The 25,525-nt window shown below is 65.8% G+C and carries 23 protein-coding genes and 1 pseudogene; 15 read left to right on the top strand and 9 right to left on the bottom strand.

Annotation, left to right across the window (positions count from 1 at the left end):
* The first annotated feature begins 70 nt into the window (after window positions 1-70).
* Window positions 71-541 (top strand): MaoC/PaaZ C-terminal domain-containing protein, encoded by a 471-nt coding sequence (locus QSJ18_RS00885; RefSeq protein WP_286324289.1) that lies wholly within the window; start codon window positions 71-73, stop codon window positions 539-541.
* Window positions 542-557: 16 nt separating this feature from the next.
* Here QSJ18_RS00885 and QSJ18_RS00880 read toward each other — a convergent pair.
* Both QSJ18_RS00880 and QSJ18_RS00875 read right to left on the bottom strand, forming a co-directional pair.
* Window positions 558-1,793, bottom strand: a pseudogene (locus tag QSJ18_RS00880) (alpha-hydroxy acid oxidase).
* 37 nt (window positions 1,794-1,830) lie between these two features.
* The gene (locus QSJ18_RS00875; RefSeq protein WP_286324288.1) at window positions 1,831-5,271 is read right to left on the bottom strand and encodes a serine/threonine-protein kinase; all 3,441 of its coding nucleotides are present in this window, start codon (window positions 5,269-5,271) and stop codon (window positions 1,831-1,833) included.
* Between the two features lie 230 nt (window positions 5,272-5,501).
* Here QSJ18_RS00875 and QSJ18_RS00870 point away from each other — a divergent pair, with 230 nt between their 5' ends.
* The 11 genes from QSJ18_RS00870 to QSJ18_RS00820 all read left to right on the top strand — a co-directional run bounded on the left by QSJ18_RS00870 (window position 5,502) and on the right by QSJ18_RS00820 (window position 17,284).
* Window positions 5,502-5,705: a cold-shock protein gene (locus QSJ18_RS00870; protein WP_004020476.1), complete on the top strand. Its 204-nt coding sequence runs from the start codon at window positions 5,502-5,504 to the stop codon at window positions 5,703-5,705.
* Window positions 5,706-5,984: 279 nt separating this feature from the next.
* On the top strand, window positions 5,985-7,634 hold the full coding sequence (locus QSJ18_RS00865; protein WP_286324284.1) for an aromatic/alkene/methane monooxygenase hydroxylase/oxygenase subunit alpha: 1,650 nt from the start codon (window positions 5,985-5,987) through the stop codon (window positions 7,632-7,634).
* An 85-nt stretch (window positions 7,635-7,719) separates the two neighbouring features.
* Window positions 7,720-8,787, top strand: coding sequence for a 2Fe-2S iron-sulfur cluster-binding protein (locus QSJ18_RS00860; protein WP_462475957.1), 1,068 nt, complete (start codon window positions 7,720-7,722; stop codon window positions 8,785-8,787).
* Between the two features lie 116 nt (window positions 8,788-8,903).
* Window positions 8,904-10,010, top strand: coding sequence for an aromatic/alkene monooxygenase hydroxylase subunit beta (locus QSJ18_RS00855; protein ID WP_286324282.1), 1,107 nt, complete (start codon window positions 8,904-8,906; stop codon window positions 10,008-10,010).
* Between the two features lie 2 nt (window positions 10,011-10,012).
* Window positions 10,013-10,351: a propane 2-monooxygenase effector subunit MimD gene (gene mimD / locus QSJ18_RS00850; RefSeq protein WP_286324457.1), complete on the top strand. Its 339-nt coding sequence runs from the start codon at window positions 10,013-10,015 to the stop codon at window positions 10,349-10,351.
* A 113-nt stretch (window positions 10,352-10,464) separates the two neighbouring features.
* A complete protein-coding gene (locus QSJ18_RS00845) occupies window positions 10,465-11,511 on the top strand; it encodes an amidohydrolase family protein (protein WP_286324281.1) in 1,047 nt (348 codons plus the stop codon).
* Window positions 11,508-12,284, top strand: a complete 777-nt coding sequence (locus tag QSJ18_RS00840) for an iron-sulfur cluster assembly protein (RefSeq protein ID WP_286324280.1) — start codon at window positions 11,508-11,510, stop codon at window positions 12,282-12,284. Before QSJ18_RS00845 ends, QSJ18_RS00840 begins: the two co-directional genes overlap by 4 nt.
* Window positions 12,281-13,306: an NAD(P)-dependent alcohol dehydrogenase gene (locus QSJ18_RS00835; RefSeq protein ID WP_286324278.1), complete on the top strand. Its 1,026-nt coding sequence runs from the start codon at window positions 12,281-12,283 to the stop codon at window positions 13,304-13,306. The genes QSJ18_RS00840 and QSJ18_RS00835 overlap by 4 nt, the downstream gene beginning before the upstream one ends.
* A gap of 76 nt (window positions 13,307-13,382) precedes the next feature.
* The gene (groL, locus tag QSJ18_RS00830) at window positions 13,383-15,035 is read left to right on the top strand and encodes a chaperonin GroEL (RefSeq protein ID WP_286324277.1); all 1,653 of its coding nucleotides are present in this window, start codon (window positions 13,383-13,385) and stop codon (window positions 15,033-15,035) included.
* A 53-nt stretch (window positions 15,036-15,088) separates the two neighbouring features.
* A complete protein-coding gene (locus QSJ18_RS00825) occupies window positions 15,089-15,412 on the top strand; it encodes a putative quinol monooxygenase (protein ID WP_286324276.1) in 324 nt (107 codons plus the stop codon).
* Window positions 15,413-15,547: 135 nt separating this feature from the next.
* A complete protein-coding gene (locus tag QSJ18_RS00820; protein ID WP_286324275.1) occupies window positions 15,548-17,284 on the top strand; it encodes a sigma-54-dependent Fis family transcriptional regulator in 1,737 nt (578 codons plus the stop codon).
* A gap of 18 nt (window positions 17,285-17,302) precedes the next feature.
* Here QSJ18_RS00820 and QSJ18_RS00815 read toward each other — a convergent pair whose 3' ends face one another.
* The 3 genes from QSJ18_RS00815 to QSJ18_RS00805 all read right to left on the bottom strand — a co-directional run bounded on the left by QSJ18_RS00815 (window position 17,303) and on the right by QSJ18_RS00805 (window position 19,829).
* Window positions 17,303-18,058 (bottom strand): ABC transporter permease, encoded by a 756-nt coding sequence (locus QSJ18_RS00815; protein WP_286324274.1) that lies wholly within the window; start codon window positions 18,056-18,058, stop codon window positions 17,303-17,305.
* A 53-nt stretch (window positions 18,059-18,111) separates the two neighbouring features.
* A complete protein-coding gene (locus tag QSJ18_RS00810; RefSeq protein ID WP_286324273.1) occupies window positions 18,112-19,077 on the bottom strand; it encodes a hypothetical protein in 966 nt (321 codons plus the stop codon).
* A gap of 179 nt (window positions 19,078-19,256) precedes the next feature.
* Window positions 19,257-19,829, bottom strand: a complete 573-nt coding sequence (locus tag QSJ18_RS00805; RefSeq protein ID WP_286324272.1) for a TetR/AcrR family transcriptional regulator — start codon at window positions 19,827-19,829, stop codon at window positions 19,257-19,259.
* Window positions 19,830-19,924: 95 nt separating this feature from the next.
* Here QSJ18_RS00805 and QSJ18_RS00800 point away from each other — a divergent pair, with 95 nt between their 5' ends.
* Together QSJ18_RS00800 and QSJ18_RS00795 are read left to right on the top strand one after the other, a co-directional pair.
* A complete protein-coding gene (locus QSJ18_RS00800) occupies window positions 19,925-20,356 on the top strand; it encodes a tautomerase family protein (protein ID WP_286324271.1) in 432 nt (143 codons plus the stop codon).
* On the top strand, window positions 20,356-21,501 hold the full coding sequence (locus tag QSJ18_RS00795; protein WP_286324270.1) for a zinc-dependent alcohol dehydrogenase: 1,146 nt from the start codon (window positions 20,356-20,358) through the stop codon (window positions 21,499-21,501). Before QSJ18_RS00800 ends, QSJ18_RS00795 begins: the two co-directional genes overlap by 1 nt.
* Window positions 21,502-21,537: 36 nt before the next feature.
* Here the strand turns inward: QSJ18_RS00795 and QSJ18_RS00790 are convergent, their stop codons facing one another.
* The gene (locus QSJ18_RS00790; protein ID WP_286324268.1) at window positions 21,538-22,371 is read right to left on the bottom strand and encodes a nucleotidyltransferase domain-containing protein; all 834 of its coding nucleotides are present in this window, start codon (window positions 22,369-22,371) and stop codon (window positions 21,538-21,540) included.
* A 101-nt stretch (window positions 22,372-22,472) separates the two neighbouring features.
* Between QSJ18_RS00790 and QSJ18_RS00785 the strand changes: the two genes are divergently transcribed.
* Window positions 22,473-22,973, top strand: a complete 501-nt coding sequence (locus QSJ18_RS00785; RefSeq protein WP_286324267.1) for a nuclear transport factor 2 family protein — start codon at window positions 22,473-22,475, stop codon at window positions 22,971-22,973.
* A 23-nt stretch (window positions 22,974-22,996) separates the two neighbouring features.
* On the opposite strand, the gene QSJ18_RS00780 is transcribed toward QSJ18_RS00785, so the two are convergent.
* From QSJ18_RS00780 to QSJ18_RS00770, 3 genes are all read right to left on the bottom strand, one after another.
* Window positions 22,997-23,659 carry a TetR/AcrR family transcriptional regulator gene (locus QSJ18_RS00780; RefSeq protein ID WP_286324266.1) on the bottom strand — a complete coding sequence of 221 codons (663 nt, stop codon included), beginning with the start codon at window positions 23,657-23,659 and terminating at the stop codon, window positions 22,997-22,999.
* 74 nt (window positions 23,660-23,733) lie between these two features.
* The gene (locus tag QSJ18_RS00775) at window positions 23,734-24,699 is read right to left on the bottom strand and encodes an esterase/lipase family protein (protein ID WP_286324265.1); all 966 of its coding nucleotides are present in this window, start codon (window positions 24,697-24,699) and stop codon (window positions 23,734-23,736) included.
* A gap of 105 nt (window positions 24,700-24,804) precedes the next feature.
* Entirely contained in the window at window positions 24,805-25,485 is a 681-nt protein-coding gene (locus tag QSJ18_RS00770) for a PAS and ANTAR domain-containing protein (RefSeq protein WP_462475956.1), read from the bottom strand.
* Between the last annotated feature and the right edge of the window lie 40 nt (window positions 25,486-25,525).

Below are 25,525 nucleotides of genomic sequence, written 5' to 3'. Positions count from 1 at the left end.
GAACTTCGTCCCCGACTTTCGGCGGACCCCCGGTCGCCGCGACGATCGTGTTGCGTGCGAGCGTGGACGCATGATCTCCCCGCAGCCTCCGACCGCGTCCGCTCGCATCTACGCCGACGACCTCCAGGTAGGACGGCGATACGAGCTCGACCAGTACACGATCACCGAGGACGAACTGGTGGCGTTTGCGAGTGCATGGGACCCGCAGGACTTCCACATCGACGGCGACGCCGCGCGCTCGGGGGCGTTCGACGGACTGATCGCCAGCGGCATCCACACCCTCGCCATCTACCAGCGGCTCGCGGTCACCAAGACCTTTGCGACGTGGAGCGTCATCGCCGGACGGCGGCTCGACGACGTCCGGTTCCTGCGCCCGGTACGCCCCGACGACACGCTGACCGGCACCATCGACATCGTCGACGTCGTGCTCGAACCCGCACGCGGTCGCGGTCTGGTCATCACCGACGCCGAGTTGGTCAACCAGTATGGTGACCCGGTCCTGCGGGCGAGGGTCGAGGCTTATGTGCGTACCCGCCCCTGACGCTCGGGTCTCGGGTTCAGTCGCGCGGTCGTTTGACCAGTCGTTCGAATTGCGTCACATGTCCCGGTTCGAGTTCGTCCAGCGCGGCGACGCCGAGTAGACGCATGGTGCGGATGATCTGTTCGGAGACGATCTCGATCATCCGGTCGACGCCGGCTTCGCCACCGGCCATCAGCCCGTACAGGTAGGCCCGGCCGACCAGGGTGAAGTCGGCGCCCATCGCGATGGCGGCGACGATGTCGGCGCCGGACATGATGCCGGTGTCGAGGATGATCTCGGTGCGATCGCCGACCGCCGTGGCGACGTCGGGTAACAAATGGAACGGGATCGGTGCCCGATCTAGTTGTCGGCCACCGTGGTTGGACAGCACGATGCCGTCTGCCCCCACGTCGACGACGGCCTGTGCGTCGGCCACGGTCTGAATGCCCTTCACCACCAGCTTGCCGGGCCATTGTGTCTTGATCCAGGCGAGGTCGTCGAAGGTGACGGTCGGATCGAACATGGAGTCCAGCAACTCGGCCACGGTGCCCGACCATCGGTCCAGCGACGCGAACGCCAGCGGTTCGGTGGTGAGGAAGTCGATCCACCACTGCGGCCGGGGGATGGCATTGAGTACGGTCTTCGCGGTCAGTGCGGGTGGGATGGACATGCCGTTGCGCTTGTCGCGTAGGCGTGCCCCGGCGACCGGGACGTCGACGGTGACGAGCAGGGTGTCGTAGCCCGCGTCGGCGGCACGGGATACCAGTGCCATCGACCGATCCCGGTCCTTCCACATATACAGCTGGAACCAGTTGCGGCCATCCGGGTTCGCCGCCTTGACGTCCTCGATGGATGCGGTTCCCATGGTGGACAACGAGAAGGGGATGCCCGCACGAGCCGCAGCGCGCGCTCCCGCATACTCTCCTTCGGTCTGCATCATCCGGGTGAACCCGGTCGGGGCGATGCCGAAGGGCAGGTCGGACCGTCCGCCCAGGATTGTGCATCCGGTGTCGACGACGGATACGTCACGCAGGATGGCCGGATGAAACTCGATGTCCCGGAACGCCTGGCGGGCCCGCGCCAGCGACAGTTCGGCCTCCGCCGAGCCGTCGGTGTAGTCGAAGGCTGCGCGCGGGGTCCGGCGTTACGCGATCGTCCGCAGGTCCTCGACCGTCAGCGCGGCGGCCAGATGTCGTGTGCGCGCATTGAACTCGGGTTTCTTGAATTGCATCAGCGGGGCGAGGTCGCGGGCGCGGGGGATGCGGCGTTTCATCAGATCCTTTGCTCGGTGCGATGGGGTCAGGGTCGCGTCACCGCTCACCGAGCACGCGGTCGAGAAATTCCACCGACAAGGGTGCCGACAGCGCCCGCGCGCCGGACCGGGCCTCGGTGCGCACATCACGCACCAGCCGTCGGAACACGTGACCGCCGTCCATCGGGTAGCGGATCAGCCCGACCTCGGCGCACTGGGTGAGCACCGTGACCGTCAGATCGCGAGCATCGTCGAGGCGACCGGCAGCAGACAGGCAGACCGCCAGATGACGCTGCGCACGCAGCAACGCGCGGCGTCGTGGCGTGCCGCTGAGCCGGTCCACCCACTCGTGTGCCCATGCGAGTACGTCGTGGGGCACGGCCTGCGGGTCCGCCTGGTCGTCCGGGGCGCCCAGGGCCAGCAGCATCGCGGTCTCGGCGTCGAGCTGGGCGACGACGGTGCCGATGCCGACGGGCGGCGGCTCGCGGTCGTCGGCCTCGACACCCGGTGCGGCACTCGACCGGCCCGGGAGTCGCTGGATCGCTTGCTCGTTCTCGGCGAAGGCGCGTAACCGGGGGAGCCCCAGGCGCTCGGCGATCTCGGTTGCCTCCACCAGATAGCGTGACGCGGTGTCTACATCATTGTGGTACAAGGCGATTCGAGACCCGATGAGGTGACGTGCCTTGATCATGTCGACAATGCCCTCGTCGGCGCCGATCTGGAAGCTCTCTTCGAGGAGTCGCTCGGATTCGGTGAGATCGCCGCGCTCGTACCGTACTTCGGCGAGTAGCGCGCAGGCGAGCCGGGCGCCTTGGGAATGCGACGATGACCCACGCTCGACCGATAGTCGCAACCCGGTGCGGAAGCATTCCTCGGCACGCGCCAGGTCGAGTTGCTCGAAATACGCGAGTCCGTCCATGCAGTAGCCGTACATCACCGCATAGGGGCCGGCGTTGTGCCGATGGACCGGGATGGCGAGCTGCTGGTAGCGATGTGCCTCCTCGAAGTCGAAGCGGAAGATCGCGCTCAGAGTTCGGGCGTTGTAGGCGGCGGACACGAAGAACGGGTTGAGGATGTCGGCGTTCTCGGTGATCCGCGCGGTCACCTCGTCGAGGCCGTCGATGTGGTCGGAGATCGCGCGCACGCAGGCATCGGCGACGTCGGCCTCCAGTTGCAGCCGGACGGTGGCCTCGGTGTCCGGGAGGCGGGCGATGGCGGCGCGGACGCGATCGAGTGCGGCTTCGGCGAGGGCGGGACGGCTGACGAGCAGGCTCGACCATGCGATCTGCAACTGCAGTATCGGATTCGCGGCCACCGTTGCGGCGGGCAGTTTGTCGATGAGTGGCAACAGTGCGGCCATGCGGGAGTGTTCGATGAACGACTGCCCGTGGGTCTCGACGAGTTCGACGGCACGATCGGCATCCCCGGCGGCCAATGCATGGTCGACGGCCTCGGCGAGCATGCCGTGCTCGGCGAACCATTCCGCGGCCGTGCGGTGCAGTGGTGTGATCAGCTGTGGCTCATCCCGTTCCAGGCGTCGACGCAGGAATTCGCCGAACAGGGAATGGAATCGGAACCAGTCCCCGGACTGGTCGATCCGGGTCAGGAACAGGTCGCGGGCCTCGATCTCCTCCAGCATCGCCCCGGCCCGCGGCTCGCCACTCAACGCGGTCGCCAGCCCGGCGCAGATCTGTTCCGGCACAGATATCTTGAGGAGAAAGCTCAGCAGATCGGGCTCCAGCGTGCCCACCACGTTCTCGGCCAGGAAGTCGCCGATCGCGTGGTGGCGACCGGAGATGTGACCGATCAGCTCCGATGGTCTTTTGCTGCCGCGCAAGGAGACGCAGGCCAGTTGTAGGGCGGCCACCCATCCGTCGGTGGACGACCACAGGCCGGTCACGTCGGCGTGCGGCAGGTCCAGCCCGGCGACGTCACGCAAGAACTCGTCGGCTTCGGTTTCGTCGAAACACAGCCCGGCCATATCGATCTCGACGATCTCGTCGTGCACTTGCAGCCTGCTGATCGGGAGTCCCTCCCGGCTGCGGCTGGTCACGATCATCTGGAGGTGGTGACAGCCGTGTTCGAGGAGATAGTCCATCGTCACGAGGACGGCGGGATCGCTCACCCGATGCCAGTCGTCGATGACGACGGCGATGCGCCGGCCACGCGCGTGGATCTCGTTGATCAGCGAGGTGAGCACATACTCGTTGGCGCGGTCGCCATGCTCGTCGACCACTTCCGCGAGGTCCCCGACCGCCGCCGCATCGGCCCGGCCGATCGCCTCGACGAGGTTGGCGAGGAACCGGGCCAGGTCGTTGTCGCCGTCGTCGATGGTCAGCCAGGCCACCGGCACGCCGTCGCGTATCAGTTGCTCCGCCCATTGCGTCGCGACAGTCGTCTTGCCGTAACCGGTCGGGGCGTGAATGAGAATGAGTCGCCGTCGTTCGCCCTCGCGCAGTACTTCGAGGACTCGTTCGCGCGCCACCTGCGCGCGTGGTCGCAGTGGTGGCCGGAACTTCGTCGAGGGTGTCGGCGGTGCGGTGGTGATCCGTCGTCGGCGTTCGGTACTCGCCGCGAGGACGGGCGGGGTGCTCTCGCCGAGGGGGAGGGCCATCTCGTCCACGGGTGCTCCGAGTAGCCGTTGCGCCTCGCGGAGTTCCTCCCCGTAAGCGAGTGCCGAGTCGGGTCGGTCCTCGGGTTCGCGGGCCATCGCCGATTCGATCACCCTCGACACCTCGACCGGGTAACCCGACGCGCTCAGATCCGGCACCGGCTCGCTGGCCACCCGCAGGAAATGGGCGACGACCTGCTCGCCGCTGCGGCGTTCGAAGGCCGCATGTCCGGTCAGCGAACAGAACAGCGTCGCCCCGAGCCCGTACACATCGGAGGCGATCGACGGCATGGACCCGGTCAGCAGTTCCGGTGCGGTGAACGCGGGCGAGCCGGTGACGAGATCGGAGTCGGTCTCGAACCCGCCGGAGATGCGCGCGATGCCGAAGTCCGTGAGCTGGGGTTCGCCGTAGTCGGTGAGCAGGATGTTGCCCGGCTTCACATCGCGATGCAGGGTGCCTGCCCGGTGCGCGGTCTCCAGCGCGCCGGCCACCTTGACACCCAGCCGCAGGACCTCGTGCCAGTCCAGCGGGCCGCTCTTGCGGATCCGAAGGTCCAGTGAGGCATGCGGGTGGTACTGCATCACGATGAACGGGAAGCCGTCGGGTGTGGCCCCGACTTCGAGGACGTTGACGATGTTGGGATGTCCGGACAACCGGCCCATCGCCCGTTGTTCGCGAACGAAGCGTTCGAGATTCTCCTCGTCGAGGTGGTCGGTCAGCACCTTGACCGCGACGTCGCGGTCCAGCTCGGGTTGCCGGCAGCGGTAGACCGCGCCGTAGCCGCCGCGGCCGATCTCCGTCGGGTCGGCGAAGCCTGCGGCCACCAGTTCACCGGCGACGTCATAGACGGCATCGCGTTGCGTGGTCTGCGGATCGTTGTCGACCATCGTTCGCCTCGATTACTTGGTGCCCTGTCAACGATACGCACGCGTCGACCGAAAGAGTCAGCGTCGGCGAATGTCGGCTGAGTGGGTCTGACCGGGCGAAACCGGGCCTGTTTGCCGAGGTGCTGGGGTCTGTTAGGGTGCTGTGACCCCATTTGGTCCGAATACATGACAGCATGTAGGGGCTGCTGCCGATCTCGGTAGCGGCTGACTGAAGAAAGAAGTACAGCAGTATGGCACAGGGAACCGTCAAGTGGTTCAACGGCGAAAAGGGCTTCGGCTTCATCGCTCCCGACGATCAGGGCGCAGATGTCTTCGTCCACTACTCCTCGATCACCGGTAGCGGATTCCGCAACCTCGAGGAAAACCAGCGCGTCGAGTTCGACGTCGAGCAGGGTGCCAAGGGCCCCCAGGCTACCAACGTCAGTGCGCTCTGAGCTCTGACACTTAGGCAGCGCCCCAGCCGACCTTCGGGTCGGGTGGGGCGCTGTTCTTTATGCCGGGCCCGATGCCGGCAACCCCCACCTGGACCAGCGATCACCGGTTCTACCTGGTGATTCCTGTCGGATGCGCCGATCCTGCGCCCGGCTCTCATCGGTGAATGTGATCCACGTCTCATAGTGAGACGCTCAAGACCTGCCTTTGGGCTTTGACTATCTCGTACCACGTCAGCCCAGAGCCGGCACCCCGCCGGCTTTCCGAACAGGAGGCGCATTTTGAGCAGACAAAGCCTTACCAAGGCTCATGCGAAGATCACCGAATTGTCGTGGGAACCGACCTTCGCCACCCCGGCGACCAGGTTCGGCACCGACTACACGTTTGAGAAGGCCCCCAAGAAGGACCCGCTCAAGCAGATCATGCGGTCCTACTTCCCGATGGAGGAGGAGAAGGACAACCGCGTCTACGGCGCCATGGATGGCGCCATCCGCGGCAACATGTTCCGCCAGGTTCAGGAACGGTGGCTGGAATGGCAGAAGCTGTTCCTCTCGATCATCCCGTTCCCGGAGATCTCGGCCGCCCGCGCCATGCCGATGGCCATCGACGCGGTCCCCAATCCCGAAATCCACAACGGTCTCGCGGTGCAGATGATCGACGAGGTTCGTCACTCGACGATCCAGATGAACCTCAAGAAGCTGTACATGAACAACTACATCGATCCGGCCGGCTTCGACATCACCGAGAAGGCGTTCGCGAACAACTACGCGGGCACCATCGGCAGGCAGTTCGGTGAAGGGTTCATCACCGGTGATGCCATCACCGCGGCGAACATCTACCTGACCGTCGTCGCCGAAACCGCCTTCACCAACACGCTGTTCGTGGCGATGCCCGACGAGGCGGCGGCCAACGGGGACTATCTGCTGCCGACGGTCTTCCACTCCGTCCAGTCCGACGAGTCGCGGCACATCTCGAACGGCTATTCGATCCTGCTGATGGCGTTGGCCGATGAGCGCAATCGTCCTCTGCTGGAACGGGATCTGCGCTACGCGTGGTGGAACAATCACTGCGTCGTCGACGCCGCGATCGGTACGTTCATCGAATACGGCACCAAGGACCGTCGCAAGGACCGCGAGAGCTATGCGGAGATGTGGCGCCGGTGGATCTACGACGACTACTACCGGAGCTACCTGCTGCCGCTGGAGAAGTACGGCCTCACCATCCCGCACGATCTGGTCGAGGAATCGTGGAAGCGGATCGTCGACAAGCACTACGTGCACGAGGTCGCGCGCTTCTTCGCCACTGGCTGGCCGGTCAACTACTGGCGCATCGACGCCATGACCGACACCGACTTCGAGTGGTTCGAGGAGAAGTATCCCGGCTGGTACAACAAGTTCGGCAAGTGGTGGGAGAACTACAACCGCCTCGCCTACCCGGGCCGCAACAAGCCGATCGCCTTCGAGGATGTCGGCTACCAGTACCCGCACCGGTGCTGGACCTGCATGGTGCCCTGCCTGATCCGCGAGGACATGATCGACGACAAGGTCGACGGTCAGTGGCGCACCTACTGCTCGGAGACCTGCCACTGGACCGACGCGGTGGCCTTCCGTGGCGAGTACGAGGGACGTGAGACGCCGAATATGGGACGGCTCACCGGCTTCCGCGAATGGGAGACCCTGCACCACAACACCGATCTCGCCGACGTCATCAGCAACCTCGGCTACGTCCGCGATGACGGTGAGACCCTGATCGGTCAGCCGCATCTGCATCTCGACGATCCGAAGAAGCTCTGGAAGCTCGACGATCTGCGCGGCATCACCTTCCAGAGTCCCAACGTGCTGCTCAACGAGATGTCCGACGAGGAACGCGAGAAGCACCTCGCCGACTATCGCGCGGACACGATGGCCGCGGAGTACTACGCCCGAGCCTGACCGCTCACCCCGCGGTGGGTGGCGCGCCGTCCGGCGTCCTCGGCCGGCCCGCCACCCACCGCCCCACTCGCACATCCCGCTATTCATGCACCCTCACCAGGAGGTTCCCGTGTCGGAAACGCATCGCGTCACCTTCGTCCCCGTGGACATCGAGATGGAGGTCTCCGAAGACGAAACGATTCTCGATGCCGCGTTCCGGCAGGGCATCCATCTGATGCACGGATGTCGGGAAGGTCGCTGCTCGGCATGTAAGTCGTACATGCTCGACGGTGACGTCCAGATGGACGACTACTCGACCTTCGCCTGCAACGACGCCGAGGCCGACGAAGGATACGTACTGCTCTGTCGCAGTTGGGCGTACAGCGATTGCGAGGTCGAGCTGCTCAACTTCGACGAGGATGAACTGCTCAACGGCGCCCCGATCCAGGACATCAGCACCCGGATCACCGCCATCGAGCCGAAGACCGCTGACATCGTCTCACTTCGTCTAGAAGTGGTCGAGCCGGCCGAATTCGAGTTCAAGGCAGGGCAATTCGTCGACATTCATATTCCCGGGGAGGATGACACCACCCGATCCTTCTCGGTGGCGACCACACCGTCGAACCCCAAGGAACTGGAGTTCCTGATCAAGAAGTATCCCGGTGGGCTGTTCGCCGGCATGCTCGACGGCAGCCTCACCGCCGGTGACGAACTCGCGATCACCGGACCGTACGGTTCCTTCACCGTCAAGGACGGCCACGTCCTGCCGATCGTGCTGATGGGCGGTGGCGCCGGGATGGCTCCGGTGCTGTCGCTGCTGCGGCACGCGAGTGAGACCGGACTGACCCGGCCGATGCGGTTCTACTACGGCGCCCGAACCGCCAAGGATCTCTTCTACCTCGACGAGATCGCTTCGCTGGGTAAGCAACTCGCCGACTTCACCTTCACCGCCTGCCTGTCGGAGTCCATGGACGACCTGCCGGCGGGAGTGACCGTGGAACACGGGAACGTCACCGACGTCGTCGAGCGATCCGAACCCGACCTAGCCCGAACGGAGGTCTACCTGTGCGGTCCGCCACCGATGGTCGACGCGGCGCTTGCGCTCGCCGACACCTGCTCGGTGCCCAAGGACCAGGTCTTCTACGACAAGTTCACCAGCCCGGCATTCGACTGAGCGCACCACGCCGTTCTCCGCAGCCCAGTCCGCCGAGCCGCCACCGCCGTCCGCGTTCGCACGGCAGCCACCAGCCCAGGCTTCCAGCCACGGCCGTAACGACAGGAACGAAAGGTATGTCCGCACCAGCAGCATCGAAGCAACGCAGCTTCCCCAGCATCGAATTCACCGATGCCGAGGCAGGCGCGCTCGACTTCCCCAGCTCGAAGAGCCGCAAGTTCTCGTACTACCAGCCGGCGAAGAAGCGATCGACGGCCTACGAGGACGTCACGGTCGATGTGCAGCCCGACCCCGAACGTCACCTGACGCAAGGGTGGATCTACGGATTCGGCGATGGTCCCGGCGGCTACCCGAAGGAGTGGACGGCGGCCAAGTCGAGCAACTGGCATGCCTTCCTCGATCCCAACGAGGAATGGGACCAGACCATCTACCGCAACAACTCCGCGGTGGTGCATCAGGTCGATCTGTGTCTGCAGAACGCCAAACGTGCTCGCGCCTACGACGTGTGGAACAAGCCGTGGCTCAAGTTCATCGAACGCAACCTTGGCGCCTGGATGCACGCGGAGAACGGGATGGCACTGCATGTGTTCACCTCGATCCAGCGGTCGGGCCCCACCAACATGATCAACACCGCCGTGGCGGTGAACGCCGCGCACAAGATGCGTTTCGCCCAGGACCTGGCCCTGTTCAACCTCGATCTGTCCGAGGCCGAAGAGGACTTCGACGGTGCCGCACACAAGGAGGTGTGGGCCGGCGCCCCGGAATGGCAGCCCACCCGGGAGGCGGTGGAACGACTCACCGCGATCGGTGACTGGTGCGAGTTGCTCTTCGCCACCAACATCGTCTTCGAGCAACTCGTCGGCTCGCTGTTCCGCACCGAACTGGTGATGCAGGTGTCTGCCCGCAACGGCGACTACATCACCCCGACCATCGTCGGCACCGGCGAATACGACTACGACCGTGACCTCGCCTACACGCGCAACCTCTACCGGCTGCTCTCCCGCGACGAGGAGTTCGGTGAGCACAACCGGGCACTGTTTGCGACCTGGATGTCGGAATGGGTGCCCCGCTGCCTCGACGCAGCCCGTGCGCTGCAACCGATCTGGTCGCAACCGGCCGACAAATCGATCACCTTCGCGGCCAGTCTCGACGCCGCGAAGCAGAAGTTCGTCGACGTTCTCACATCCATCGAAGTCGATATCCCGGAGGAGTTGAACCAGTGAGCATGCAATTCGGATCGTCCACCGAGTTTTCCAACATGTGCGGTGTCACCCTGATGAACACCCCGATCGGCCGTGTAGTCGCCGCCGTCATGGGCGCCAAAGACGGTGTCTCGCTGACGGAATACCCGTCGATGATTCGCGTCGACGGCACCAACCGCCTCGAATTCGACTACGAGGAACTCACCGAGGCGCTCGGCGAGGACTTCGACGGGTCGATCTTCGAGGAGATCAGCTCTACCCACTACGGGCGCATGGTGCACCTCGATGACCGCACCATGCTGTTCGCCAGCCCGGAGGACGCGGCCGAGTTCATCGGATTCGACCTGACCGCCACCTCCTGACGACCTCCCGCCGGGAGCCGGAACTGCCTTGCGGCTCCCGGCGGGATTCCATACCTGCGCTGTGCCGCAGACATCCGAGTAGCCACCGGTACGAGTAGTAAGCGAGTCGAGAAATGTACGAGAAGAACGGCGAAAAATACTTCATCGTGGATGCCCACGTCCACCTATGGGACGGCCGCGCACGGAATCAGCGCAACATCCACGGCAAGCAGTTCATCGACTGCTTCTACGACTATCACCGCAATCTCAGTCCCACCGAAGAGGTGTGGGACTACGAGACCTACTGCTACTACGGCCCGGACCGGCTGATGAAAGACCTTTTCGAGGACGGGCCGGCCGATCACGCGATCTTCCAGGCCACCATCCTGCGCGACTTCTACGTGAACGGATTCGCGCAGGTGGACAAGTCGCTGGAGCTGTGCCGCGACAACCCCGGCAAACTCACCTACAACCACGCCTACGATCCGCGCGACGGTGAGGCCGGTCTGCAGCAGCTGCGCCGCGACGCCGAGGAGATGCAGCTGAAGGGGGTGAAGCTGTATACCGCCGAATGGCACGGTGATTCACGAGGCTACAAGCTCGACGACCCGTGGTCGCGTCGCTACCTCGAAGAGTGCATCGATCTCGGCATCAAGAACGTGCACGTGCACAAGGGCCCGACGATCCGGCCACTGGACCGAGACGCCTTCGACGTCGCGGACGTCGACAAGGTGGCCACCGACTATCTCGACCTGAATTTCATCATCGAGCACGTCGGACTGCCCCGACTGGAAGACTTCTGCTGGATCGCCACCCAGGAGTCCAACGTGTACGGCGGTCTGGCCGTGGCGATTCCGTTCATCCATACCCGCCCGCGCTACTTCGCCCAGATCATCGGCGAACTGCTTTACTGGATCGGCGAGGACAAGATCCTGTTCGCCTCCGACTACGCGCTGTGGACCCCGCAGTGGCTGGTCGAGCGATTCGTCGACTTCCAGATCCCCGAAGACATGACCGAATACGCGCCGATCACCGTCGAGCAGAAGAAGAAGATCCTCGGTCTCAACGCCGCGGCGCTCTACCCGCATATCGAGGTTCCCGACGAACTCGCCATCCCCACCGATGCAGCGGATCCGGGGGTCGAGGTCGCGACCGGTGCCAAAGAGGCGGTGACGGCATGACCTTGCTGGCCGATCAGGATCGGCGAGTAACGACCCGGCCATCCGTCGAGGAGGCGGTGCTCGCAGCCCTGGACACCGTCATCGATCCTGAACTCGACGAACCGATCACCGATCTCAAGTTCGTGCGGTCGGTAGACATCGACGACGCCGGGGTGTCGGTGCACCTGCGGTTGCCCACCTCGTTCTGTTCGCCGAACTTCGCGTATCTGATGGCGTCGGATGCGCTCGACGCCCTCGAAGACATCGACGACATCGGTCAGGTGCGGGTCTATCTCGACGATCATCATGACAGCGACAAGATCAACGCCGGCCTCGCCGCGCACGCCGGCTACCGGGGCACCTTCGGCGGCGAGGCGGAGAAGGGTCTCGACCAGCTGCGAATGACCTTCCTGCGCAAGGCGCATACCGCGGCGATGGAGCGATGCCTGTCTGCGCTGGTCGCATCCGGGGCGGCCACCCCGACGACGATCGGTCGCGTGCTGTTGCGGGATGTGCCCTCCGGACGGCAGAAGACGGCACTGATGCGTCGTCGCGTCGCCATCGGCCTCGGGGTGTGCCCCAACAGCCGGGTACTCGTCGACGAGGAAGGCAAGGCGCTGTGTGCCGAGCAGGTCCCGATGCGGCTGCGCTTCGCCCGTTCGGTGCGCATCTCGATGGAAGGCAACGCGCACTTCTGTCGAGGCCTGCTCGCCACCCGTTACGCGGACGGCGACGACCCGGTCGCCGGTCCGCGCATCACCAACACCCGGATCACCGGTCAGGAGAAGTCATGAAAGCTGTGCAGGTCGTCGGCTATCACCAGGACATGGTGCTCAACGAGATACCCAAACCTGAGCTCACCGGTCCGCTCGACGTGATCGTGCGGATCGGAGGTGCCGGGGTATGTCGCACCGATCTCCATGTCCTGGAAGGTCAGTGGGCGGAGAAGAGCAATGTGACGCTGCCGTACACGATCGGTCACGAGAATGCCGGTTGGGTAGACGCGATCGGTGACGCGGTGACCAATGTTGCCGTCGGGGACAAGGTGATCCTCCATCCGCTGATCACCTGCGGACTCTGCCGGGCCTGCCGGGCCGGCGACGACGTACATTGTGAGAACAGCCAATTCCCGGGTATCGATACCAACGGCGGCTACGCGGAATATCTGCGGACGACGGCACGCAGTGTCGTCAAGCTCGACGACTCGCTCGAACCCGCCGACGTGGCCGCGCTCGCCGACGCCGGACTCACCGCCTATCACGCCGCCGCCAAGGTCGACCGTCTCACCCGGCCGGGGGAGACCTGCGTGGTGATCGGTGCCGGTGGCCTGGGGCATATCGGCATCCAGGTACTCAACGCCATCTCCGGGGTGACCATCGTGGTCGTCGACCGCAACCCGGATGCCGTCGCATTGGCGGTGGAAGTCGGTGCACACCATGGGATCGTCGCCGACGGATCACATGTCGACCAAGTGCTCGAACTCACCGGCGGACACGGCGCCGAAGCGGTCCTCGACTTCGTCGGGGAGGGCGGTGCGACCGCCGAGGGCATCGCGATGCTGCGTCGGGCCGGTAACTACTTCGTGGTCGGCTACGGCGAGAACATCGACGTACCGACCATCGACGTGATCTCCACCGAGATCAACTTCATCGGCAACCTCGTCGGGTCCTACAACGACCTCGGTGAGCTGATGACCCTGGCCGCCCAGGGAAAGGTGGCGCTGCACACCACCACCTATCCGCTGGACGACTTCGCCAAGGCTCTCGCCGATCTCGATGCCGGGCGGGTCAGGGGACGAGCGATCCTCATTCCCTGATCCGTCGGTCATCCGGCCCTACGCCCAACCACGATCACACTCCCGGGGCTCCGCCCCCTCTCGAAAGGTTCCCGTCATGGCAAAAGAACTGCGCTACAACGCCGAAGCGCGTATGCAACTGGAACGGGGCGTGAATGCCCTCGCCGACGCGGTCAAGGTGACTCTGGGCCCCAAGGGTCGAAATGCGGTGCTGGAGAAGCTGACCGGTCCGCCGACCATCACCAACGACGGGGTCACCATCGCCCGGGAGATCCAGTTGCGCGATCCGTTCGCGAATATGGGTGCGCAGCTGGTCAAGGAGGTCGCGATGAAGACCAACGGGGTCGTCGGTGACGGTACGACCACGGCCACCGTGCTGGCGCAGGCGATGGTCCGGGAGGGCCTGCGGTCGGTCGAACAGGGCGCCAACCCGATGCGAGTGCGACGCGGCATCGAACGAGCGGTCGCCACCGTGCTGGAGTCACTGCGGGATCAGGCGGCGCAGGTCGGGGGCACCGACGACCTGCGCCGGATCGCGGCATTAGCGGCGAGCGACGACGACGTGATCGGTGAGGTGATCGCGACCGCGGTCGAGTACGCCGGACAGGCCGGGGTGATCACCACCGAAGAGAGCGACACCCTCGGACTGACCGTCGACGTGGTGGATGGCATCGAGTTCGACCACGGCTACATCTCCGGATACATGGTTACCGACCCGGAACGGATGGAGGCGGTCCTCGACGACCCGGTGGTGCTGCTGACGAACAAGAAGATCACGTCGGTGCAGGACATCATGCCTGCGGTGGAGTCGGCCAAACGCGCCGACCGCCCCTTGCTCGTGCTCGCCGAGGACGTCGACGGACCGGCACTCCAATTCCTCGTCGGCGGGAACATGCACAAGCACATGCAGTCGGTGGTGGTGCGCGCACCGGGCTTCGGTCACCGCCGGGTCGCCGAACTCGAAGACCTAGCGGTTGCGCTCGGTGGCCACGTGATCGCCAAGGACACCGGCATCGAACTGTCGGAGGTCAACGGTGAACACCTCGGCCGCTGCGGCCGGGTGACGGTGACCGAGAACTCCACCACCATCGTCGGGGCCATCGGCAAACAGGAACTCGTCGACGCGCGGGTCGCGCAGTTGTCGGCACAGCTGGACCGGGCCCGTATCGACGCCGATCGGGACAGCCTTGAACTGCGCATCGCCCGCCTCACCGGGCGGGTGGCAGTCATCCGCGTCGGCGGCTGGACCAGCGTCGAACTCAAGGAGCGCATGCTGCGCGTCGAGGACGCGCTGGCCGCCACCCGCGCGGCCGTCGACGGCGGCATCGTCGCCGGCGGTGGCACGGCGCTGGCCCAGGCGCACCGGGCATTGGAGGCGCTCGCCGATCTGGAGGGTGACGATGCGGTCGGTGTGGCCGTCGTCCGACGTTCCCTCGACGAGCCGCTGCGCTGGATCGCGACGAACGCAGGCTTCGACGGCGACGAGGTCATCAAGGTGGTCGGTGGTCTGCCGTTGGGTCACGGATTCAATGCGCTGACCGGTACATATGCGGATATGTTCGACGAGGGTGTCATCGACCCGTGCAATGTCACCTGCGCCGCACTGGAGAGCGCGGCATCCATCGCGGCCCTGCTCATCACCACCGAGACCGCAGTCGTCGAGGAGGTCATGACCCATCCGGGTGCCATCGTCGCACCAGGGTTCGGCGATCTGGCCGAGGGGATGGTTCGGCCCTCAAATATCTACTGACCGGGCACATTAACCGACTGGCAATGTACTGATCGATAGATGGGAGGCGCACGGTGATCTTCATCGTGGTGAGGTTCAAGGTGGCCGACGAGTTCGTCGAGGGGTGGCTGGAACGCACGGCGGAGTTCACCGCCGCGACCCGCGCCGAGGACGGGAACCTGTGGTTCGACTGGTTCCGGGGCGTGGACGATCCGGCCGAATTCGTCCTGGTGGAAGCATTCCGGGACGCCGCAGCAGGGTCGGCGCATGTGTCGGCGCCACATTTCCGCGCCGGCCTCGACGCGATGCGCCCGGCACTACGGGAGACACCGCGGATCATCAGCCGGGAGATCGATGGCGACGGGTGGTCGGAGATGGGTGAACTGCACATCGCATGAGATCTGTCCGTGTCGCCGGCGGTCGCGGCCGTCGGTGACACGGACAGTGTCTCAAGATGAGACATCCATCACACATCATGGTCGTAGGGTGGGCTTACGACGGTCGACGGCCCGGCCGGTGTGGAAAGAGCGCCTATGACCGACTTCGACGTACTCACCATGCGCCAGCGCTTCCTCGCAGATCAGGAACTCGCGGGTGAACTTCGCGACTCCATCTCGATGTCGTGGCGCCGTTCCAAGGCACTCGCCGTCGACTCCGACACGGTCGATCTCGCGTTCATCCGGGAACCCGAACTCGACTCCCCGCTGGCTGCGGCGGCCCGGCCGGTGATGCGTGACCTCGCCGACGGGCTGGCCAGCGATCCGATCAGCGTCATCCTGACCTCCCACGACGGGGTGGTGCTGAGCCGCGCGGCGGCGGCGAGTTCGCTCTGCCACGATCTCGATTCGGTTCATCTCGCACCGGGCTTCAGCTATTCCGAGGAGTTCGTCGGCACCAATGGCATCGGCACGACGCTCGAGACGAGGAAGCCGACGATGGTCATCGGCGCTGAACACTACTGCGAATCGCTGGTGAACCTGGCGTGCGCGGGGGCCCCGATCTTCGATCCGGTTTCGGGTGCGCTGCTGGGGGCGGTGGATCTGACCGGGTGGGTGCAGCACGGCGGGGGTCTGATGTCCACGCTCGCGGTGTCGGCGGCGGCCCGCATCGAGGATCGTCTGCTCGAACAGGCCAGTGCCAGTCACATCGCGCTGCTCAACGAGTTCGCCGCGGTGTGCCGCCGCCATGCCGGCGTGATGGTCGTCGCGCTCGGCGACGATCTGGTCCTGACGAATCAGAAGCTCCGACAGCGGCTGGACTCCGACGACCAGGCGACGCTGCTCGACTACGCCGCCGACTGCGTCGGTGCGGTGAGCCGATCGCGGGTGGACACCCTACCCAGCGGCACCACCGTGCGTCTGACCAGGGTCGATACCGCGCTGGACGGGATGGGTGCGATCTTCGCCGTCCACGTCACCGAGGCCACACTTCGTCGTGCGCTGGCCGCGACCGGGACCCCGACGACCCTGCCCGGTCTGGCCGGGCGTAGCTCGTCGTGGCGGCGGGCGACGTCGGAGGTGCGGCGTGCGCTGGAGACCTCCCAGTGGATCGCAGTCGCCGGTGAACCCGGGGTCGGCCGCTGCGCGGTCCTGCGCGGTGCCGCCGAACTGAAACGGTCGGGATCCGTGCGTAGCTTCGGACCCGGCGATCTGGCGACGCCCGCCGGTATGACGCACCTGGAGGACGAACTCGACCGCGACGGATTCAATGTGATCCTGCGCGACATCGACCAGCTCGACGACGCCACTGTCGAACAGCTCGTCGATCTGCTCTCCGGCCGCGAACACGATGGCTGGGTGGGAGTCACCCTCGGCCCGGACAACACGACGACTGCGGTCGAGGGTCTGTTGTTGCCGTTCTTCAGCCGGACGGTCACCATCCCCGCGCTGCGTTTCCGGCTCGACGACCTCGACGATCTCGTCCCGCTGCTGCTGCGCCAGTTGAGCCGTGGCGACAGGCTGACCCTGTCGCCGGCCGCGATGAGGCAATTGGCCAAGTTTGGGTGGCCGGGAAACGTGGCCCAGTTGCGCGAGATCCTGCTATCCGTTGTACGGCAACAGTATTCGGGGGTCGTCGAGGTCGACGATCTACCGCCGGTGTGCCGAACCTTCGCCCGACATCGGCTCAGTCGGATCGAGGCGCTCGAGCGTGATGAGATCGTGCGGTCGCTGACCGAGAATCACTTCAACAAGCAGAAGGCCGCGCAGTCGCTCGGCATCTCGCGCGCGACGATCTACCGGAAGATCAAACAGTTCCGGATCGCGACCTGACGGTCGCCGGCTCGTCGGTCACATGTCGCCGCGGGCGACCATCTCCACGGTGATCGCGGCGGCGATCCCGCTGACCACCAGCAGTGTGATCAGGACGAACAGCTGCATGACGGCGGCGGCCGTCGTCGACGCACCACCGAGCACCATGCCGACGAAGGCACCCGGAATGGTCACCAGGCCGACCGACCGGGTCTGATCCAGGCCGGGTATCAGCGCCGTCGCCGCCGCGGTCTGCACCACCTCCATTCGCGCGTCCCGGGTGGCGAAGCCGAGCGAGAGCGCCGCCTCGACTTCGCCGTGGCGCGTACGCAATTCGTCGTGGGCGCGTTTGCCTGCCAGCGAGGCGGTGTTCATCGCGCCGCCGAACAGGATGCCGGCGGTGGGGATGATCGCGAGTCCGGTGGCGGGCAGCACGCCGATGGCGACCATCAGTGCGACGATCGCGATCGTCGCCGCGGCGACCGGCAGCAGGGACCGCAGCGTCGCGGTCAGAGTGGCCCGGCATCCGGTGATCCGCCCGGCCGACGTCCAGGACGCGACCGATGCCATCACCGCGACGAACAGCAACGACGACCACAGATGGGTGATGACGACCGCGAGAACCGCGGCGAGTGCGGCCAACTGGATCACGGCGCGAAGCGCGGCGCGGGCGGTCGCGGCGCCGAGGCCCGCGCCGCCGTAGTGGTTGACGATGATAGCGATGATGGCCAGCGCTGCGACCGCGACACCGAGCGCCGGGCCTACGTTGACGAGCCCGTCGTCGATCCCGCTCACGTAGGACATCGTTGCCGTCGCGATGACAATCGGCAAGCCGCACACACGCCGGGCTACGGCTCGGGGCTGTCCCCGTCGTCGGCGGTCGGCACCACCACGGGCCGTGGCCCCTCATCCCAGAGCTCATGGCTCTGGACTGCCCAGGCGATTGCGAACAGGATCAGCAGGACGGCTTCGACGCTGATCAAGCCGTGTGGAGACGAACCGTGCCCGAGGGCGCCCAGTACCACCGCCACGATCACCGCGAGCTCCATGCCGAAGGCCAATGCCGCGTAGATCAGCGGTCGACCCTGCCGGATCTCCGCTGCCACCGAGGTGCCGTTGCGTTCCGCGTTGACGAGCGCGCCCATCACCGCGTTGTATGCCACCACCATTCCCAGTCCGACGAACATGCCGATCGCGGCGATGTAGTGCCCGTAATCGGTCAATGCCTCCCGATCCCAGATGTACAGACCGAACAGGATCAGGGTGATCACCCACCCGCCGATGCGCGCCAACCAGGCGAGGTCGACCGCGATCGACGTTGGCCCCAACGACATATGCGCGACGTCGATGACGCTGCCACCCACTGATCGCCAATCGCTCGTGAAGCCCCACAGTGCCAACCCGAGTAGGCCGACGACGAATGCGGCGGCGACCGCGATCTCGATGTCGGTGTCCGCCGGGAACGTCTCCGGCAGCGCGCCGGGTCCGTAGATGGGATCGGGCCGACGGCATGGGATGAACGCGACGAAGAAGGCGAAATAGCCGGAGAAGTTGAGCAGCACATCCTCCACTCGGGTACTGCCCTTGTAGGCCATCAGTAGGGCGCCGAGGGCACACAGCGCACCGATGAAGACCGGATGGACACCCGTGTAGAAATACGCGCTGATCGAGGTCTGGAACCGCCACTCACTGATCGCCGCTTGCCACAGGATCGCGAAGCCGAGCATCAGGATGAGCGCGATCATCGACAGACGCAGACTTCGATAGGTGGCCCGCATCAGCTCGCCGGGCTGGATCTGCACCGTGTCACCCATGGCATCGCACCGTAGTGGCGTCCTGGCCTCAGGTGGTCGACTATCGAAAAATGTTGTCCGGTATCGATATCCGGCCGCGATCAGGTGTTGATGTACGCCGGTCTCGGACGCGAATCCGGCGCGCCGTGCTCCTCGGAGGCGGTGGTCCTGGAGGTGCCGACGGTGCCCGGCACGGTGCGCTACCGGATTGCCGCACGGATGGCGTCTTCCAGGGCGGCCGCGGTCACGTCGAGCGCGGTGATGCTGCGTTGGGCGCGACAGATTGCGACGGTGCCTTCGAGTGCGGCGACGATGAGCGTGGCGACCCGTGTCGCGTGTTCGGCGTCGGCACCGTGATCGCGGAGGGATTGCGTCAGCAGCTCGGTCCATCGCTCGAATGCCGCTGCCGCGGAACGCAATGGTTCTTCGACACCCTCATCCGGCTCCTGTACCGACACCGCCAGCACCGGACAACCGGCGCGAAAGTCGCTGCCGACGACGACCCGCCGCCACATCTCGACGAAGGCCCGTAGGCCGGCGACCGGACCGTTGTCCAACGCGGCCGCCAGCGTGCGCACGGTCAGCTCGTCGGCGAAACGGACGGCCTCGGTGACCAGTTGCACCTTCCCGTCGGGAAAGTAGTGATAGGTCGATCCGAGCGGGGCGCCGGAGCTCTTGGCCAGCTCGCGGATGCTTGCGGCGCGCAATCCGCGGCGGCCGAGTAACTCGGCCGCACCGGCCACCATCTGACTGCGGGTAGGGGTGTCGGGCATGTGGGCGGCGTCCTCGGCATCTGGCTATAACGGTCGTCTTAGTGTAGCGTCCGATCGCTATAGCGACTGTTATAACGACCTCGAGGAGTTCTCCGATGCCGATGATCGTGCTGAGTCTGCCGACTGGCGTACTCGACCAGGATTCACGCAATTCCCTGCGTATGACGCTTGCCGAGACACTGCTGCATTGGGAGGGCGCACCCGACACGGACGTCTTCCGGGCGCTGACCTGGGTACGCGTCGACGAGGTACCCGACGGTGGGTTCGGCAGTCTCGGCGACGATCTGCCGCGCTTTCGCGTCGACGTCACGGTGCCTGCGGGTGCGCTGTCCGACCGTCGCAAGACCGGCCTCGTCCAGCAGGTCACGACCGACGTGCTGAACGCGGCCGGTCTCGAACAGGCCGATGCGTTGCGGGTATGGGTGCTGATCCACGAACAGCCGGATGGCACCTGGGGCGCCGGTGGCGGCATCATCCGACTGGCGGATCTGGTCACTGTCGCGAAGGCGACGAAGGAGCAGCGCTGATGCGTGAGCTACAGCTGATCAAGGCACACCGACTGGAGTGGCGCGAGCGCGCCGACCCGACGATCACCGATCCTGGCGATGCGATCGTACGGCCGTTCATCGCTTCGCGGTGCGACGGCGACACCATGCCGATCCATCGCCATGTGTCGCGGCCGATGCAGGCGGGTTTGCGTCTGGGCCTGATAGATCCGGTGGTCGCGGGGATCTGTGGGTCGGTGCCGTTCCAGGGGCCATTCGGCATCGGGCATGAGTGTGTGGCCGAGGTGGTATCGGTCGGCGAGGCGGTCGGCGGGCTCGCCGTTGGCGATGTAGTCGTGGTGCCCTGGGCGGTGTCGTGCGGTGACTGTCTGCCCTGCCGCCGCGGCCTGACCGCGAAATGCGCGACGACCTCGGCGGGCACGCTGTCCGCCTTCGGATTCGGTCCGGCCAGCGGTCCGTGGGGTGGGATGGTCGCCGACCGGCTCCGCATCCCCTTCGCCGATCACATGCTGGTCAAGGTTCCCGACGGCGTCGACCCGCTTCGGGTGGCCGCGGCCAGTGACAATCTCAGCGACGCATGGCGCTGTGTCGTGCCGCCGCTGGCGGAGCGACCCGGTGGTTCGGTGCTGATCCTCGGTGGCGCGGCACAGAGCATCGGTCTGTACGCCGCCGGGCTCGCCGTCGCCCATGGAGCCGGCGTGGTGGATTACGTCGATCACCGCCCAGAACGGCTCGCGATCGCCGAAAAGCTCGGGGCCACAGTGCATCAGGCCCGCAAGGGTAGGCTGCGGCAGGCAGACCTCCCGGGCCGACGCTACGACATCGCCGTCGAGGGCACCTCGAGTGCGGCCGGGGTTGACTTGGCGTTGCGCGCGCTGGAACCGGGCGGACGTTGCACCCCCGTCGGCTACTACCTCCCGCCCGGGACCAAGGTGCCGCTGATGCATATGTACGCCAACGACGCCTCTCTGCACATCGGGGTCTCCCATGTCCGTCCCACCTTGCCCGGCCTGTTGTCGTTCATTGCCGAGAGTGGCTTTCCCGCCGAACAGGTGACCACCGTGCTGGCCGACTGGGACGACGCCCCGCAGGCATACCGCGCCCACACGACCAAACTCGTGCTGCATCGACCACAACTGGGTGGCACCGGAGGTACGGCGACGTAGCGGTGCGCGGGGTGTCGACAGTCGGCCGGTAGCTGCTCAGTTGTGACGTTCGGGGGCGGCGATCTTCTCGGTCTCGCCGACCAGTGACTGGACTCGCTCGATCGCATCGACGAGGTCCTCTCCCGAACCGCGCACCGCGGCGATGGCCTCGGCGGCGCGGTCGGCGAAGTCGGGTGGCGCCTCGGCCAGCCGGGCCACCCCGGGGACCAGCCCTTTGTCGTTGGTCGCCCAGACCGAATTGTGGGCGTACAACACATGCGAACACAGCATGAGTGAGCGCGACAGCGCCATCGAGATGAACGCCAGGTCGTTCTGGCGCACCGCCTTTCGTGCGAAGATCAGCACGAACCCGGCCTCCCACAGCAGATGCACCATCGCCTGTCGCAATGCGGGTGGGTAGGTGCGCATCGCGGTGTGCAGCGGCCACAGCACATTGCCCGGATCGGCCAGCACGCGAGCCTGCGCGAGTTCCCCGGCGTAGGCGACGTCGAGGAACCCCAACGGATGGCCGACCTGCATGTGGAACGCGAATTCGCCGTCGCCGGCTCGCTGCCATTGCTCGCGGACGCGCGCGACGTCGCGCAGCAGCCAGTCCACGGCGGTGTCCTCGATGGTGAGCCAGCCGCCGCCGTCGACCCACGGACCCCACGTCCCCGGTCCGACCACCTCTGCGCCGGACCCCGACCATCGTCGGGCCAGGGTGGACAGCGCCGCCACGTCGAGCGAACCCTCGTAGTAGACGCCCAGATCGACATCGGAGTCGGGGCCTGCGTCGCCCCGTGCGCGGCTTCCGCCCAGCGTCACGCCGATGACGCCGTCGACCGCGACGATGTCGTTCGCGATCCTGTCCATGGTCTCGTCGGCCAGCATGATGCCACCTTTCGAACTACCACTTTCCAGGGTAGGCCCGGTGACCACCGATGCCCAGTGCTTTCGACCGCCCCGGCGCATGTGGACCCTATGGTTGGTGGATGACCGAATCCGACGAGTTGGCTCGCCGACTGGACGACCTGGACCGCGTCGCGGCGATCAAGGCGCTCAAACACCGCTACTGGCGTGTCTGCGACGGCAAAGATCCCAACGGGTTTCGTAGCTGCTTCATCCGATCAGGCGCTCGGATCGACTACGGCAGGCTCGGCGTGTTCGACGATGTCGAGCCGATGGCGAAGGTCTTCGAGCGGATGGCGCTGTACCGGGTCGATGGGCAGTACGCCATCCTCGACATGCATCACGGATTCCACCCCGACATCACGCTGACCTCGCCGACCACCGCCATCGGGCAGTGGACTCTGCGATTTCGGCAGCTCAATATGATCGATCGGACCGAAACGGTGCTGGCCGGTGAATACGACGACGAGTACGTGGTGGAAGACGGTGCCTGGCGGATGGCGGCCAGCAGGCTCACCGAACGATGGTCGATCCGTCGACCGCTGGGTGACGACGCCGTGGTCGACGTCGGCGAGTTCGCCTGATCCGGCGGGTGGTCGGCACGGCCTCACTCGTGGTCGTCGGGGGTAGCCGACCGAGCCGCGACCGTATCCAGATAGGCGATCACCGCGATCCTCGTCTCAGCCAGGATGTCCTGGGCATTCTCCGGAAGTCCGGTATGTGCGTATTCGATTCCGCGGTCGCCGAGTTCGACGGCGAGTTCGACGATATGCGCCGGCGTCGACGGGGGAAGGAGTCCGGCGCCGACCATGAGGTCCGCCACGATCTGCGCCAGCCGTCGACGATGCGCGCGGATGGTCTCGATGCGGGGACCGCGGTCACCCGCGTAGTACGCGTCCACGAGCTGCGGGTGCGGACGAAACACCGAAATATGCGCGGCGAAGACCTGGTCGACTGCCTCGGCGATGGTCGTCGGTGCGGTTGGATCGAGCAGCCGTCGGAACTCGTCTTCCCGCGCCTCGACGTCGTGGTGGATCAACTCCTCGATCAGGCCCTCCCGGTCGGTGAAGAACTGATAGATCGTGGCGACCGGCACCTGCGCCCGGTTGGCGACCGCGCGCATGGTGATCCCGGCCGGCCCCGACTCGTCGAGGATGGCGCGGGCCGCGGCGAGGATGCGTTCGACGCGTAGACGACTGCGTTCCTGTCGCGGTTCACGTCGACGGGTGGTGGATGGCTCGCCAGGGGGCTGTGCTCGGCCAGGGGTCAAGAATCGCTCCGGTTGTGCGCGTGGAATCGGTGCACCGAATGCCCAGCGCACCGGATGCCCAGCGCACCGATTACTCAGTGCACTGAATACAGGGGTACCACGGCGCAGGGCGGGGTGCGTGCGTGGGCGGGATCGAGCGCGTTCCCGATCAACGCGACGGCGGTGGGCGAGTACGGCTGCGCGAAGTGCTGCGAGAAGTCGGTCGGGCACACCGCGTTCAGGTAGGTGGTGGTCGCGTTGCGGGCTCCGCGCGGCGGCATCATCCCACCGAGCATGCCCATCTCGTCGGCGACGTCGGTGATCTGCACGTAGCGCACCCCCGGCTGCAGGGTCTGTGCCTTGGCGAACTCCCACGGGTTGACGATGCTCAGCGGGAAGGGTGCGGTGCGTCCGGCGCGGCGGGCCGCGTCGCGAACCGCCGCGGGGGCGTGATCGCGAATGAGAGGGCCGAAGTCGATCGGCCCGGTCATCGAATATGGCGACGACAGCAGGACGACGGTGTGTGCGCTCACTTCATGTTCTGAACCTCTATGGGGGGCAATCTGATTCAGGAAGTATCGGATGACGAGTCCGCCCTGGGAATGGCCGACGAAGTCGAGTTCACGCGTACCGGTCACCCGCTGGATATGGGCCACGGCCCGGTCCAGTTCGATGGCCGACGAGGACAGCGGATCGAGGCCGTTGAGTCCCGGGCCGATCCGGTAGAGCGTCTTGCCGTAGTCGACGGTGAACACGCAGTACCCGGCGTTGTGCAGGTAGGGCGCGATCGAGGTCCAGTTGACGCCTGCGGACAGGAAGGTCGAGCCGACCAGCACGACGGGGCGGGGGTGTGCGCTGCTCGGTCGGCACCGATCGTCGTCGGCGCCAGCGGTCGGCCCGTCCCAGTCGGTCGCCGCCTTGTCGACCATCGCCGCGTTGCCGTAGGTCACCGGCAATTGGCGCGGCGCCGCCGATGCCGGTGACTCCAGGCCTACGCCGGCCACTGTGGCAGTGGCCAATGCGGCGATGGCAACGCATAGCCGGAACAGCCGAGTCTTCATGATCGCCCCCTTGTAGCTGGTGGCGAAACGATAACATGAACGGTGTTCATGTTATTGCTCGGATGCCTCTGCCAGTCGGATGCCCCCATCAGTCGAATGCCTCCGTCAGTCGGGTGCGGTCTCCGGGCGGGTGATCTCGAGATGAGAGGTCAGCAGCAGTTGGTCGAAGGCACGCCGATTGTCGGCGGCGATGGCGATCTCACCGACCCGGGCGCAGATGGCGGCACACAGATCGGTGACCTTGACGTTCTCCTCCTGGGAACGCCAGGTCAGCACCTCGAAGGCACGTTCGTCGGAGATGCCGTAGACGAGCATCATCATGCCCTTGACCTGCTCGATCACCGCCCGTCCGCTGCGGAAGCGCTGTACATGCTCCTCGATCCGCGGGTTGACGAGTGACTCGATGTGCTCGTCCAGGTCGAGGTAGAAACCCTCGGTACCGATGACCGTCCCCTCGGCGTCGGCGAAGGTCTTCGCGATCACCGCGACCGAGTGAACCTTGCCGCGGGTGTCGATGATGCGATGTCGACTGGAAAAGGGCGTGCGGTGTGCCAGCATCTCGGCGACGGTCCCTTCGAACCGCGCGCGATCCTCCGGGTGTTTGTGACGGGTGAGTAGGTCGGTGGTCGGAACGACCTCGCCCGGTTGGTATCCGTGCAGAATCGCGGCCTCGTCCGACCATTCCCAATGCTCGTCGGTGAAATAGAAGCGGAAGGTGGCGACCGGTCGAAATGCGGAGCCGGTGCTCAAAACCTGGTGGATGTCGTCCTCGGTCAACGGTCCCACCTCTCGTTCCACTGCCCGGGAAGGTGGCCGAGCGGATGTC

Origin of the sequence: Gordonia heveisoli (assembly GCF_030315745.1) — a bacterium.
Taxonomy (GTDB): Bacteria; Actinomycetota; Actinomycetes; order Mycobacteriales; family Mycobacteriaceae; genus Gordonia.
The sequence above is the reverse complement of the archived record's forward strand: the minus strand, read 5'-3'. Positions and strand labels throughout refer to the sequence as shown.

Bases quoted from the DNA above. Each gene is read 5' to 3' on its own strand.
- QSJ18_RS00885 (WP_286324289.1), top strand. From the start codon at position 71: ATGATCTCCCCGCAGCCTCCGACCGCGTCCGCTCGCATCTACGCCGAC.
- QSJ18_RS00875 (WP_286324288.1), bottom strand. From the start codon at position 5,271: ATGGTCGACAACGATCCGCAGACCACGCAACGCGATGCCGTCTATGAC.
- QSJ18_RS00870 (WP_004020476.1), top strand. From the start codon at position 5,502: ATGGCACAGGGAACCGTCAAGTGGTTCAACGGCGAAAAGGGCTTCGGC.
- QSJ18_RS00860 (WP_462475957.1), top strand. From the start codon at position 7,720: ATGCACCCTCACCAGGAGGTTCCCGTGTCGGAAACGCATCGCGTCACC.
- QSJ18_RS00855 (WP_286324282.1), top strand. From the start codon at position 8,904: ATGTCCGCACCAGCAGCATCGAAGCAACGCAGCTTCCCCAGCATCGAA.
- mimD (WP_286324457.1), top strand. From the start codon at position 10,013: ATGCAATTCGGATCGTCCACCGAGTTTTCCAACATGTGCGGTGTCACC.
- QSJ18_RS00845 (WP_286324281.1), top strand. From the start codon at position 10,465: ATGTACGAGAAGAACGGCGAAAAATACTTCATCGTGGATGCCCACGTC.
- QSJ18_RS00840 (WP_286324280.1), top strand. From the start codon at position 11,508: ATGACCTTGCTGGCCGATCAGGATCGGCGAGTAACGACCCGGCCATCC.
- QSJ18_RS00835 (WP_286324278.1), top strand. From the start codon at position 12,281: ATGAAAGCTGTGCAGGTCGTCGGCTATCACCAGGACATGGTGCTCAAC.
- groL (WP_286324277.1), top strand. From the start codon at position 13,383: ATGGCAAAAGAACTGCGCTACAACGCCGAAGCGCGTATGCAACTGGAA.
- QSJ18_RS00820 (WP_286324275.1), top strand. From the start codon at position 15,548: ATGACCGACTTCGACGTACTCACCATGCGCCAGCGCTTCCTCGCAGAT.
- QSJ18_RS00810 (WP_286324273.1), bottom strand. From the start codon at position 19,077: ATGGGTGACACGGTGCAGATCCAGCCCGGCGAGCTGATGCGGGCCACC.
- QSJ18_RS00805 (WP_286324272.1), bottom strand. From the start codon at position 19,829: ATGCCCGACACCCCTACCCGCAGTCAGATGGTGGCCGGTGCGGCCGAG.
- QSJ18_RS00800 (WP_286324271.1), top strand. From the start codon at position 19,925: ATGCCGATGATCGTGCTGAGTCTGCCGACTGGCGTACTCGACCAGGAT.
- QSJ18_RS00795 (WP_286324270.1), top strand. From the start codon at position 20,356: ATGCGTGAGCTACAGCTGATCAAGGCACACCGACTGGAGTGGCGCGAG.
- QSJ18_RS00790 (WP_286324268.1), bottom strand. From the start codon at position 22,371: ATGCTGGCCGACGAGACCATGGACAGGATCGCGAACGACATCGTCGCG.
- QSJ18_RS00785 (WP_286324267.1), top strand. From the start codon at position 22,473: ATGACCGAATCCGACGAGTTGGCTCGCCGACTGGACGACCTGGACCGC.
- QSJ18_RS00775 (WP_286324265.1), bottom strand. From the start codon at position 24,699: ATGAAGACTCGGCTGTTCCGGCTATGCGTTGCCATCGCCGCATTGGCC.